This window comes from Calothrix sp. UHCC 0171, from assembly GCF_034931845.1.
Taxonomy (GTDB): Bacteria; Cyanobacteriota; Cyanobacteriia; order Cyanobacteriales; family Nostocaceae; genus Brunnivagina.
On record NZ_JAYGHN010000001.1, the window covers coordinates 120,961 to 135,204 of the forward strand.

At 36.8% G+C, this 14,244-nt stretch carries 6 protein-coding genes and 1 tRNA gene; 4 read left to right on the top strand and 3 right to left on the bottom strand.

The genetic code is table 11. The features are described 5' to 3' along the window. Positions 1-16: 16 nt before the first annotated feature. The gene (locus VB733_RS00420; protein WP_323338148.1) at positions 17-5,851 is read right to left on the bottom strand and encodes a protein kinase domain-containing protein; all 5,835 of its coding nucleotides are present in this window, start codon (positions 5,849-5,851) and stop codon (positions 17-19) included. Positions 5,852-6,376: 525 nt separating this feature from the next. Here VB733_RS00420 and VB733_RS00425 point away from each other — a divergent pair. From VB733_RS00425 to VB733_RS00435, 3 genes are all read left to right on the top strand, one after another. Next, the gene (locus VB733_RS00425) at positions 6,377-7,723 is read left to right on the top strand and encodes a sensor histidine kinase (protein WP_323338149.1); all 1,347 of its coding nucleotides are present in this window, start codon (positions 6,377-6,379) and stop codon (positions 7,721-7,723) included. Between the two features lie 330 nt (positions 7,724-8,053). Continuing rightward, positions 8,054-8,138, top strand: a tRNA-Ser gene (locus VB733_RS00430). A 151-nt stretch (positions 8,139-8,289) separates the two neighbouring features. Then, the gene (locus tag VB733_RS00435; RefSeq protein ID WP_323338150.1) at positions 8,290-8,766 is read left to right on the top strand and encodes a hypothetical protein; all 477 of its coding nucleotides are present in this window, start codon (positions 8,290-8,292) and stop codon (positions 8,764-8,766) included. Positions 8,767-8,775: 9 nt separating this feature from the next. Here VB733_RS00435 and VB733_RS00440 read toward each other — a convergent pair whose 3' ends face one another. Beyond that, complete coding sequence (locus VB733_RS00440; RefSeq protein ID WP_323338151.1) at positions 8,776-10,020, bottom strand: hypothetical protein; 1,245 nt, start codon at positions 10,018-10,020, stop codon at positions 8,776-8,778. A gap of 431 nt (positions 10,021-10,451) precedes the next feature. On the opposite strand from VB733_RS00440, the gene VB733_RS00445 reads away from it, so the two are divergent. Further along, positions 10,452-12,638, top strand: a complete 2,187-nt coding sequence (locus tag VB733_RS00445) for a DEAD/DEAH box helicase (protein ID WP_416336282.1) — start codon at positions 10,452-10,454, stop codon at positions 12,636-12,638. Positions 12,639-13,421: 783 nt separating this feature from the next. Here VB733_RS00445 and VB733_RS00450 read toward each other — a convergent pair. Beyond that, entirely contained in the window at positions 13,422-14,225 is an 804-nt protein-coding gene (locus tag VB733_RS00450; RefSeq protein WP_323338153.1) for a sulfite exporter TauE/SafE family protein, read from the bottom strand. Positions 14,226-14,244 lie beyond the last annotated feature (19 nt).

The window sequence follows — 14,244 nt, forward strand, 5'->3', positions numbered from 1 at the left end:
CCGCATCCCTCACTCTTTAAATTGGTAGTTGTATAACAAACTCTGCCCCATTTCCAGGGGAAGAAAAACACTCTAGTTTGCCACCATGTGCTTCGACAATTATTTGATAGCTAATTGATAAACCTAATCCTGTACCTTTACCTTCGGGTTTGGTTGTAAAGAAAGCTGCAAATAGTTTTTGACATACTGCTTCTGTCATTCCTGAACCATTATCAGCGATTCGTAGTGTTAAGAAATTATCGGTTACGGAAGTTGTAATTTTGATAATGTTGGGATTTTTTTCAATTTCCTGGTAAGTTTTTCCTACATTTGCTTCATCTAATGCGTCAATTGCATTTGCCAGTAAATTCATCAACACTTGATTAATTTGACCGGAAAAACATTTTAATAGGGGAATATCTCCGTATTCTTTGATAATTTGAATTGCAGGTCGTTCGGGTTTATGTTTAATCCGGTGAGATAGGACAATTAAGGTTGTATCAATGTTTTCGTGAATATTAACTAGATGTTTTTCGCTAGCATCCGCACGAGAAAAATTGCGTAGCGATCGCATGATATCGCGAATCCTGTCTGTACCTAATTTCATCGAGGAAATCATTTTTAGCAGGTCTTGTTTTAAGAAGTCTAAATCAATGTTTTCTATTTCTGCGGTGATTTCAATACCAGGTTCAGAAAATTTTTCTTGATATAAATTAACGAGATTAATTAAGTCTTCGACGTATTGTTTAGCATGGGCAAGATTCCCATTAATAAAACCGACAGGGTTATTGACTTCATGGGCAACACCTGCCACTAGTTGTCCTAGTTGGGAAATTTTTTCTGTCTGCACTAGTTGTGATTGGGTACGTTGCAGTTTGTCGAGGGCAATTTCTAAATTTTTTCTTTCCTGTTTGAGGAAGTTTTCAGCCCGTTTGCGATCGGTTATATCTCGAGTTACTGATAATGCATGAAGTTTGCCGTTATATTGGATACCATTAGCTTTGACTTCAACATCTAATAGGCTCCCATCTTTAGTAATAGTAACTACTTCACGGAAAAATTCTTTACCACTTTTGACTGTTTCAATAAATTCACCAAAACAGTGCAGATAATCGGGATGAATAAAATCTTTAGGCTGGAGGTTGAGCCATTCTTCGTTTGTATATCCATACATTTGAATTGTGGCTTGATTGACTGCGATGAACTGACCTGTTTCTAAATCGCAAACTGTTAAGCCATCAATTGTATTTTCAAAAATACCGCGATATTGTTCTTCTTGTTGTGCTAATTGCGCTAAATATCTAGTTAGTTGTTGTGATTTCTCTTGTTCTCTGGCAAATAGTTTCGCATTCTCAATTGCAGTCGCGGCTTGAGAGGTTAAAACTTGAATAATTTGTAATCTATCTTTCGTAAATGCATTAGTGACTAGGTTATTTTCGAGGTAAACAATACCAACAAATTTACCTTGATATACAATTGGCGCACATAATAAAGATTTTGTTTGCTGGCGGACTATATAGGAATCAGTCTGCACAATTCCTTCTTGGTTAGCATTACCTAAAACTAAAGATTGATGAGTTCTGAGAACGTAATTAATCGCTGCGATCGGCACGTATTCGCTACTATCAACTTTCTGCGTTTTTAATTGGATGTCATGCCGATTATCATCATTATCGATAGCTTCAATAAATAGTTGACCTTCACGTTCTAAAATAATACAACCTTTTTGAGCAGAGGAATTTTCTAAAATAATATGTAGTAGATTATATAGTAATTTGTCCAAAACAATTTCACTAGAAATTGCTTGTGAGGCTTTAATTACTGTTGTTAAATCCAAGACTTGTTGACTTGTGGTTGTGCTACCTTTGGTATTTGTTAAAGTCGATTGAGATTGACGTTTTCCTTTTTCTAGCTCTCTCTGAATTATTTGAGGATAGATTTTCTCTAATTGATTAATTTTAGCTTTTGCACCCCAATGCATGTAGCGATTATAAGCTTCCCAGATATAAGCTTGGGCAATTTTCGGTTTACTTAATGCCAGATAAAATTGACCTGCACGCTCGTTTGCAAGTGCAACATCTTGAATATAACCATTTTCTTGGGCAAGAGCGATCGCTCTGTCATAATAATCCATTGCTTGATATTTATGTCCGAGAACACGGCATTTTTCGGCTACAATTAAGTCATATTTATGCTGATAATTCATTGGGGCATTTTCTGCCCATTTTTGTAATATTATTTGGTTCTCACTGACTTGAGCTAGTAAATATTCAATCTCACTATTATCTTGTTGGTAGTTAGCTAAAATTGCCAGTGAATCGTAAAAGTAAAATACAGGAACACTAGAAAAACTCAGACCTCCAGTTAAATATTTTCTGGTCTGATTTGCCATTTCTAATGCTTGTTTATAGTCATAGAAAGCATAGCAGAGAATTAGTTTATTCAGATAAAAATGAAATAATCCTTCGATTTCATTAGCTGACTGCAAAATTGGTAATAATTTATTTTCATCACAAGCTTCACCCTGTAGAATGCAGGGATTTTCAGATTTATCTAGCCAATTTTGTACGACTTGCCAAATTATTTGATAATTATATAATGTTCTGGCTTGATTTAAGTTTGCCAACACTTGAGGAATATAATCAAGTTTTTGTGCTACTACTGTTAATTCAGTACCCATTAAATATAAATAGTGGCAAATCTCTCGAATACAGTAGCCAATAAATTCTGAATTTCCACCTTCAAGTCCAGCTTGATATCCATTCTGAAAAATCGGTAGGGAATCTTTAATATGGGTTTTACCGTGGTTGATAAATGCACCAACAACATAGTAAGTCATTGATTTTATCACATGGGAATCAGTTTTTGCAGCTAAAGCTAGAGCTAATTTTCCAAATTTGTCTGCTGTTTCAATATCTTGTCGAATAGTTATTAATAACATGCCATAACAGGCATAGCAAAAAGCAGCAGAGGGCGCATTCCCAAATTTAATCAATAGTTCTACTTGCTTTAATGTAATTAAATGTGCAAGCATGGAATCACTAATATATGCAGATAAAATAACACCGGATAATAGTTGTATAACTGCTAAATGGTTAGGATTCTCCATTTTTGGAAGATTAGCTAAATCTTCAATCTTTTTACCTTGAGCTTCACAAGCAAGTTGCTTGGCAATTACTTGTAGATATTGATTAATATCATCTGTAGTTACTTGCTCTGGTAAAATAACACCAAATTTCTGTACGGCTTGTCTTGCTATTCTTACTGCTTGCAGAGGTTTATTTTGTGCTGTACTTGCTTGGATAATAATTTCGTAAACTTTAACTGTCTCTAGTGGTATTTTGGCATTAGCAATTACTTGCGCCGAAAATATTTCTACTAAGTCATACTCAGCACATAAATAAGCAGCTTCTGTGGCAGTTTCATACAATGAAAAAACTAATTTATAATCACTTTGCCAAATAGTATCATCTACTAATGAGATACCAATATCTAGATATTTTAAAGCCATATTATATGCTGCGATCGCCTTAGCTTTCCGCCCAGCAATTAAATTGAGTCTAGCGATTTCCAGCTTTGTACTTTCAGTCGTTTCATCATCTGTTGAAAGCATCTCTAAACCAGCATTCAAATGATTTACAAGCTCAAAAATATGAGATTCTAAATCTTCATCAACAATATTTTTTAATAATAATTCACCTATTTCCCAATGATTTTTTTGTTTACGCGACTGGGGAATTAAATCGTATGTAGCTTGTTGAATGCGATCGCACTGAAATCTAAATTTTGTGTTAACGTTTTTTTGATAGTTAATATCTGTTAACTGAGTGTCGATTTGGTTGTGGCGAAATAAACGATAGTCTTGATTCAATGGCACAATCAAATTTAGCTGTAATGCATCCCAGATATCTTGCATTGCTTGTTCAGTAGTATTACTACTTACCGTTGCCAGGGTATGTAAATCAAACTGATTACCAACACATGCTGCCAATTGTAATGTCTGCTGTGTTGATGGAGATAATTTTTGTAATTTATCAATCATCAATTCTACAACATTATCACTGACACTTTGCTCTTGAATTTGCTTTAAATCCCATAGCCAAGTATCTTTTTGATAATCAAAATATAAGATTTTATCTGCATGTAATGACTTCAGCAACTGCGTCAAGAAAAAAGGATGACCTTGGGTTTTCTCAAATAGTATTTTCGCTAAAGGAGTAATATTTTCTACGGAATTATTGAGAGTTTCGGCAATCATTTCCTGTACCTGGTGAATTGCCAATGAATTGAGGGAAATAGACTCTACTCTGATTTTTCCTGTCGCGACAATTGCTTCTACCGTCTGCATCCAAGCATGAGTAGAATTAACTTTCTGATTTTGATATGAGGTAATTATTAAAATGTAACGACTGTTGGCATCACTAGTTAATAGTCGTAAAAATTGCAAAGATGCTGTATCGCTCCATTGTATATTCTCTAAAAATATAACTAAGGGATATTCTGAACTCGCAAAAACTCGAATTCCATTGATGACGGTATTTATGTAGCGATTTAATTCCTCCTGAGGAATCAATTGAGGCAAAACCTCTTGCTTACCAATTAATAATTCTAATTCGGGAATTGCATCTATAATTACTTGGACATTTCCATGAAAACTTTGTAGCAACTTTTCTTTCCATAAAGCTAATTTATCCTGACTATCTGTCAATATTTGTCTAATCAGGTTTCGTAATATTTGTAAAGGTGCGGCAAGACAAATATCATCTTGGAATTGTTTGCATTTGCCACAGGCAAAATAGCCACGTTGATGGGTAAGTTTGGAGAAAACCTCATTTACTAGTAAAGATTTGCCAACTCCCGAATCACCACTAATTTGCACCAGTTCACAGCTACCTTGACTCACCCGTGCAAATGCTTGTGATAGTTTTTGTGTTTCCACTTCCCGCCCATAGAGCTTTTGGGGTATATTTAATTGGCTCAAGCGATCGCGTTCTCCGGGCACAAAATCTGATATACTTCCTTTGGCTTGATACTCTTCCAAACATTGTTGTAAATCTACCAATAAACCAGACGCACATTGATATCTATCTTCGACATTCTTTGCCATCAATTTAGCAGTAATTGCAGCAATAGGATTCGGAATTATTTCATTTAATTGTTGAACTGGAATGGGAACCTTAGCAATATGCCCGTATACGACTTCTAAAGCCTCTTCACTACTAAATGGTAGTTTACCTGTTAAAAGCTCATAAAAAGTCACGCCTAAAGAATAAAAGTCAGTGCGGTAATCAATACATCTATTCATCCGTCCAGTTTGTTCTGGGGACATATAAGCTAAAGTACCTTCCAACTGACTAGAGTTGACTACTTGAGTATTGAATTGAGTTGTTTGCTGAGTCAAACGTATTGCAATACTAAAATCTGTAATTTTTACTTCCCTTGTCTCTGGATTGATAATAATGTTGCTAGGTTTGATATCTTTATGAATAATTTTATTAGTATGTAAAGAAATTAACGCTTTTGTAATTTGTAAAGCGATCGCCAGAAATGTTTCAATCGGTAAATTACGATATTTAGAGATAAACTTTTTCAGACTAATACCACCAAAATCTTCAGCCACTAGCACAAGATAATTGTGCAAGGTTTCCAATTCGTAAACCCTAACGACTCCTTCTAAATTCAGATTTTTAGTGGTTTGATATTCATGTTTTATCCGCGAAATCTGCTCTAAGCTTGAATATTCTGCTTTTAGGACTTTTAAGATCACAGGTTGATTAGTTTTTTGTGACTTGGCTCTACAAACGGTAGTGCTTTCAGCTTCATCAATCACTTCTAAAATCTCATAACCTGGAATCATTAAAGTTGAGGGCATAAAGTTACCTGCTACGAAGTGCGTTAACCTATGCATTCGGATGAACGCATCTTTTTTTGTTCTTCAAATAGGGTTCCCCAAATAACATGTAAACTTTACTAAATAAATATTAAAAATACTTATGTATCACTTGAGTTTTTGGTTATTTATCAACTTTTCAAATAATGACAGATAACAACCCTTTTTGGGTGATTTTTTTCTGACAATTCCTGATTATCTTCTCAGGATAAATACACTGATGTTTGTTGATTGCAGAGATTCCAGTCAAGTATAGACTTTAATCTTTGTTGGCGACTGTTACAGATGTCAATAAATTAATTTATAGACAATTGTCTAGCAAAGATGAAATATTCCAAGTAATAGCTTACCTATTAACCTATTCTTAAGCTAGATATCACTGTCAATCAAATTAAACTATCCCATATTTCTGCAATTTGAATTTGCTGCCTCCTAGATGTAAATAAATTGAGAATATATGGGAAAACTAAATACTGAAAACCCAAAACCCCGGCTAGAACTGACAGTATGACAGATATATTTACATCAATTCCTGATGTTCTTTGCCCAAGATTAGATTCAACCTTACAGGAGTTATCACTTTGGCAAGTTCAGATTGACTTAAATTGTCCAGGAGATGATTTAATTAAGCTCTTTGAGCAAGAGAGTTTACTGCCAGGAATTATCCTCACTAAAAATCAGTATTATGTGGGAATGATTTCACGACGAAGATTTTTTGAATATATGAGTCGCCCTTATAGTTTGGGGTTATTTTCTAATAGACCTATCGAAAATCTCTATAATATAATCCAGCCAGAGGTGTTTGTACTTCCTGAAGATACACTCATTTTAGAAGCTACCCATAAGGCATTGGCGCGTTCTCCGCAAGTCGTGTATGAACCGATTGTAGTCCAGTCAAATTTCTCAAGATATGGGCTACTTGATTTCCATCACTTACTTCTAGCTCACTCACGAATTCATGTTTTAACAGTTGCTCAATTACAGCAGGCAGAAGAACAATCCAGAGTAGTTACTAATAATTTAGTAAACCTTCAGCATAACTACAGCCGATTAGTACAAAACGAAAAAATGGCAGCCCTGGGACAACTAGTTGCTGGCGTTGCCCATGAAATTAATAACCCCGTTAATTTTATCTATGGTAATTTATCTCATATCCGTACATATATTAATGATTTAGTCCATCTACTAAATATTTATCAGGAAACATATCCTCAACCCGTTTCCGAAATCGAAAAAGAAATAGACGCAGTTGATTTAGAGTTTATAGTTTCAGATTTACCAAGAATCATAGATTCAATGAAATTTGGTACTGAACGGATTCAGGAAATTGTTTTGTCTTTACGTAACTTCTCACGCTTGGATGAGGCTGATTTGAAACAAGTAAATATTCACGAAGGGATTGAAAGTACTCTCTTAATTTTACATAATCGTCTCAAAGCCAAACCTAACCATCCAGAAGTACAGATTATCAAAAATTATACTGAATTTCCTGAAATTGAATGTTTCCCCGGTCAACTTAATCAAGTATTTATGAATATTTTGGTAAATGCCATTGATGTTCTCGAAGAAGAATTAAATCCTTGCATTGAAATTAGTACTCAATTACTTAACGATAATTGGGTGGCAATTCATATTAGTGATAACGGTTGTGGTATTGATGAAGAAATTATGTCAAAACTATTTGACCCTTTTTTCACTACTAAAGACGTAAACAAAGGTACTGGACTAGGTTTGTCGATTAGTCACCAAATTATTGTTGATAAGCATAAAGGTAAATTATATTGTGAATCTACTCCCGGCAAAGGCGCAAAATTTGTGATTGAAATCCCAATCCGGCAATCTATACTTAGTTAATTGATTTCTGTAAGCCGCATACTTGCAACTTCTAGTCATGAGTTGGCTGTCTATGCTTGTTTGCCTAAGGTAAATTAGGCTAGGCTGTTGCTGGCTACAAAGTCGTTGGAGAAAGCTAGCTAGAGAATTAAAGAGAAAATGAGCCGTGGACAGGGAAATTTGATGTGATGAAAGAATCGGAATACGTGAAATTTGCAATTTAATGGGAAATTCTGGTTATCCAATTTTAATTTCTAGTTGCAGTATTCCAGAAATGTGTTAACCTAATAAACTAGGTCATTAATTATTTTGATCGATTTATCGATGTAAAAACTAGCTGACCGTTAGTTTGGAGAGGTGGCAGAGTGGTCGAATGCGAACGACTTGAAATCGTTTGATGTGAAAGCATCCGTGGGTTCGAATCCCACCCTCTCCGTGGAAATGGGTAAGGTAAAAATACTGCTTTCAGGCAAAGACAAGTATGCTATTTTTGCTCTGTAGTTTTTTGTAGTCAAAACTGTAATTAAACAAATGTTGGTTGCTTGGGAACAATACATGTATCTCAAAACATATCAATGATTGTTTTTATGCGTAGAATCTATCACCCAGTTAAAACTTGTGTACTTATCAGTATTCTCGGTTTGAGTGGTTGCGGGAATGCAGGGCAAGCTGCTGATTGTCAAAAGTATTGGCAAGCAATAGCTAAAAGCGCTCAAACACCCAGTGAAATACCAAAAACTCAGATAAAGACAAAAGAGTCTACGGTAAAAGCAATAAATGCGATCGCAAAACTCCAAGATGATATTGGGCAAGATGTTGGTGATTTAAAATTTCAAGAGGCAAAATCCCAAGAACTGCAAAAGCGTCACCTTGAAGCTAGTAATGCTTTAAGTCAGACCTTTCGTGACAGAGCAAAAGCGATCGCTTCTTTACCAGGAAATCCTAGCGAAGTAGAATTGGGGAAAGTGCCGCCAGAGATTAAACTGCGACAAAGTGATGCTTTCAAAAAATGGACTCAATCTGGTGATGATTGGCTGCAATATTGTCAAGCTTATGCCCCTTGATGCAACTGTTTAATTAAACCAAGCTGCAAATTGGAAAAATTGTCCTCGGAAAACCTGCATTAATCTTTGCCAAGTAGCAACATCAGTTAGCACTCCTGGTTCTAAATATGGTGCTGCTGCTGTTCCCTGTATCCACAGAACTAAATCAAAGGGTTGGGGTTTAGTAAATACTTTGTTTAAATTAACTCCTCGCATTTCCCTTTTTCTCCAAAACGGAACTAGTTTTTTACCTGTTAGGAGTGCGTCAGTTTCATTTAGGAACGTCAACCAACTATCAATCATTGGTTGTGTCACTATTGCATTGGGAATTACACCCTTTTGTTTGGGATTAGGAAGCCACTCTCTGTCATTATCGGTTTCCGCCAAAATTAATGTCCAGGATTCTCGACTCAGTTTGGTTACTGCTTGCAAATGTTGTAATGCTGCTGTCATGCGTTGAGGTTCGACAACTGGGAGATTTATTAAATGTAAAAAGGCAATAATATCACTGATATCGATACCTCCACCCCAACTAAATGCCCCTGTTCCATTGGTAAGGAATGGGTAAGGAGTTTGTGGTTTGGCAAAAACTAGATGTGCAGATGAATTAAATAATTTGCTGCCATCGTGGGCTAAAACAGTTTGTGCGATCGCCGAAAGTAAATTACAATATCCCCGTAACCAGACTACATCGCCAGCATCAAAAGCGATCGCAAATGCTTGTGCTGTTTTTTCGGTTGCTGTTATTCCTGAAAGTTGATTAAAGGTTTGCCAAAAAGATTCATTTGCTTCCAATTTGCCGTTGGCATTGAAATCCATGCGTGTCAGCCCAATTCGCAAGGGAAGTTTAATTTGATTATCTTTAATTGGTTCGAGAGTTGTTTTAACTTTATCCAAGTCATTCAATAGGTTTTGCAGAATATTCCGAGATTCTGCGTAAGTAATTTGCTCTGGTTTGGGGTTTGCGGGAACTGGAAGACGCAAAATCGGGAAAAATGCGGTGAAGTAATTTTGCTGCAAATCATAACGATACAAAGACTGCATTAATCTTTCCGTTCCTCCCATCAACTGTATCACCCCAAGCCCAAAGCGATCGCGATCGTTATTTGGGTTTTGCTGGAGTTTGGCTAAAAGTGCGGTTTCTCCTTGTTTAAATTGAGCATTAATTAAATATTGCTCGATATCTAATGTTGGAGAAGGTGCTGATTTCACAATCGACGACAGAGGAAATGCCAGGGTAAGTACCAATAACAGCGAACAAATAAACAGACGCATAGAAACGGCTAAAAATGGATTAGTAGTATTTTTAGCACTGGAACTCAGTATTTATTGATTTTGTTAGTTTTCTTATTAGTTTAGATATATTTTGCAGTTTTGCTTTTTATTGAGTGTAGCAATACTTTTTGAAAGTATGTTCGCGCAGGAATTTATAATCCCACTCTTGCTCAAGATAATTTAGCGACACTTAGGGCTTTACCTTTTTATGTTGTCTCCAATTCTAATTTAATGGAAGATGCGATCGCACTTTTTATCATATAAAAAATATAAAATTATTACATTCACATCGTATATACTCGTAGTCTTCCTCAATCTCCCCAAATCCCGATTCTCCGTATAACTGCACTGGTTGCTCGTATTCCCGGAATGCTAGCTTGGCAGCATAAATAAGGTGTTTTTGTATTCAAGATAACTTTTGGGTGCTGATGATGACCGTGGGTAACGAGAAAGAGAATGATAAATTTATTACAACTGAAGCATTACAAACTGAAGAAGAGAGTATTTGGGATACTTTCAAAACAGCTTTTAGCGATCGCAATTGTTTAGGATATTGGCGATATCCGATTTTCTCGCCACTAGGAGAAGTCCGCAAGGAGCCAGATATTTTCATAGTAGATCGCGAATTAGGTTTATTAGTAATTGAAATTTTATCCATTACTATTGAGAGTGATGTCGAAACTTTATATACAACCTCTCAACAACGTGTAGAACATCAACTACGGGCATTAATTGGAAATTGCGATCGTGAGCCGGCAATCTGGCGTAAAGTAAGTGGTAGAGCCATTGTTGCCTTACCCCACATCACCGCAGAACAATGGCAAAACAAAGGTTTTCATGAGTTACCCAATACCCAAAATCTTCTGTTCCAAAACCAATTAAACTTAAGTTTAGACTTAAACTGCCAAGCTCCTGAACATGAAAATGTAGAGACGCAAAAGTTCCCATCTTTGTCCGAATCTATTTCCCAAATTTCCCCCATCGTCCCCGGAGAAAACCTCGAAGATAAAGATTGGGAATTACTCCTCTCAGTGATTAGTGGAACGCCTGTACTTCGCCAACCACAATGTCAGATGACAACTAGTGGGAAATCCCGTTCTCGTATTCTTAATTCCCTGCGAGAAAAACTTTACGATATTGATTTACAGCAAGAACATATTGGTAAAGAAATTCCTCCAGGGATGCAACGAATTCGTGGTATCGCAGGTTCAGGAAAAACGGTACTGCTATGTCAAAAATCAGCACATATGCATCTGAAACATCCAGAATGGGATATTGCTTTAGTCTTTTTCACTCGGTCATTGTACGATCAAATGACAAGTTTGGTAGATAGATGGTTGCGACGATTTAGCGGCGGAGAAGTCCAATATAACCCCAAAACGAATAGGAAACTGCGCCTGCTTCATGCCTGGGGTGCAAAGGAACAACCGGGGTTGTATGGGATAATTTGTGAACATCACGGAAAGCGACGCTGGACAGTTGCTGACACGATGGAGAAACAGCCACAGCAAGCTTTAGCGGAGTTATGTAAAAGATTTCAAGAGGAAATTACAATTCAACCAATGTTTGATGCAATCTTGATTGATGAAGGTCAAGATTTAGTTACAGATGCAAATTTAAAGTTTGCAGACAAACAAGCAATTTATTGGTTAGCTTATCAAACCTTGCGTCCAGTAAGTGTTGAACAACCTCAAGAAAAACGGTTAATTTGGGCTTATGATGAAGCCCAAAGCTTAGATAACTTAACTGTACCCACAGCCAAAGAAATATTTGGTGCAGAACTTGCAGATATTCTCAACAAACAACCCCAGTATCCCGGTGGCATTAGGCGATCGCACATTATGCGCCATTGTTATCGTACACCAGGGCAGGTACTTACCGCAGCCCACGCCATGGGAATGGGTTTGTTGCGTCCCCAGGGAATGTTATCGGGAATTACTAATAAAAAAGATTGGGAAAAAATTGGTTACGAAGTGAATGGGGATTTTCGTCGTCTTGGACAGCAAATAACTATCCATCGTCCCGCCAAGTATTCCCCTAACCCCATCCCCGAAATTTGGGGTGAACCTGTATTGGAATTTACCACCTACCACACCCGTCAAGAGGAATTAACCGCACTATCTGAAAAAATCATGCACAACATTGTCCACGACGGACTCAACCCCAGTCGGGATATTTTGGTACTGGTATTGGGTACATCAGTGGAAGCCAAAGATTTAGAAGTGCAGGTAGCAGAATTTTTAATCCAGCAGGGCATTGATATTTATATTCCCAGCGCACCACAAAATAATACAGTTACATTTGCATGGCAGGAAAGTAAACCAAATATGTTTTGGTGCGATGGTAGTGTTACTGTCTCGCGTCTTCCCCGTGCCAAAGGAAATGAAGCTGATATGGTTTATTTGCTAGGGTTTGACTATATTGCCCGCAAAGAAAGTGATGTCACCCTACGTAACCAGTTATTTGTCGCCATGACACGTACAAAGGGTTGGTTAAGCTTGAGTGGTGTCGGCAAATATCCGATGTATGAAGAAATGTATCAGGTCATTTCCAGTTGTGACACTTTCACTTTTTCCTACAACCGTCCACCCAAACGTGACATCAGCGAAGATACTTAATAGGATGTATTGCTTATAGAGAATTGATTTATCTCATCTCTTGGCAGAACCCACTTGATATCACTTGAGGAATTCAACAATCCGATTGTGTCAAAAAAATACCACTCTCTATGTTCAAAATAGAGACAGTCAAAAAAAAAGTGAGTTAAACTAGAAAAACCGCTAAGAGGACGTTATCACCGCCCTCAGTAGCAGAGGAACGCTAATGTGTAAAGTACCACGATATTTCCGGAGAATGCGTCCGCATTTATCCCGAAATATTTTCTTCATCTTTTGGGATGATTAAGTGGTTATACTGTGGTCATTAATACAATAGCAGCATTATTTTGTCTGCTTTGTTGAGAGAGGACAGATTTTATCCCGTCCATTATGCTTGGAGATATTAGTTGCGGATATTATGTTTTGAGCAATTGATTTGTAGCTATTTCTAGTTTAATGCTTTAATAATTATTTAGTCATAGATGAATTAGCTGTTTGTGACGCGAAGCTAGCTAGCAATCTAAAATTAACTAAATAAAATGCCATAAAAAAAAACTGCTAAGGGGCGACTTTGCCGCCCTCAGTAGCAGAGGAACGCTAAGTGTAAAATACCACGATATTTCTGAAAAATGCGTCCGAGTATACCCTGAAATATTTGGTTAAGAATCGACAGGACTCAGTAGTTACACAGGGAAAAACCGAAGATGATAATCATTGCTATTTTATCTACTCCAGTCAATAATCCCTCTTAAATCTTATCTGCGGCAGAGAATCATCTGAAAATCAAATTCTCATTCCTAATTTCTATAGACTCGACAAAGTTGTTGCTTCGAGACACTTTTGCCAAGCCTGCCAAAATATATATACTGACAAAATAGCTAGTAAACTCCGAAAGGCAATACTGACAACATGATCTGGTAATTTAGGTAAGAAACGGGTGCTAATTTGCGCTCCCACAAGTCCACCTAATCCTAAAATGATTCCTTCCATCCACAAAATATTACCCTTTGCAGCATGTCCAATTGTTGCCGAAATAGCGGTAATAATGATTACACCTAAACTAGTTTGAATGGCGACTTTAATTGTTTCTCCCAATAACAAAATTTGTAATGGTACCATTATTACCCCGCCACCAACACCAAATAACCCTGCTAGAACACCAGCAGTACCTCCAGTTAATATTCTGGATAAAACAGGGTTAAATTGCTTGGATGAACTCTGCCCTTGATTTTGCACATTAGCAATGCGCTTACGTAGTTCTACCAAATATATATTAAATAAAAGTAATAATCCAAAAGTAATTAATAGTATATGGGCAGGAATTCTGGCTGCAATCTCTACACCTAATTGCGCGGTAATTACTGCCGGAAATCCTAAAGACATAACGCGCTGAAAACTTAAATAACCCATCCGCCAATTTTGGATACTTCCAGAAATTGCAGTGATGACAATTGCGAGACTGCTAGTTGCAACTGCTTGAATTGGAGGATATCCCAAAGCTACTTGTATTGGGACTAAAATCGTCCCACCACCAATACCTAAAAAACCCGCCAGAATACCGGATAATAAACCACCAATAAGCAGAAGTAACCAATTTGAAGGAAGCATAAATTACTTTATATTTTTG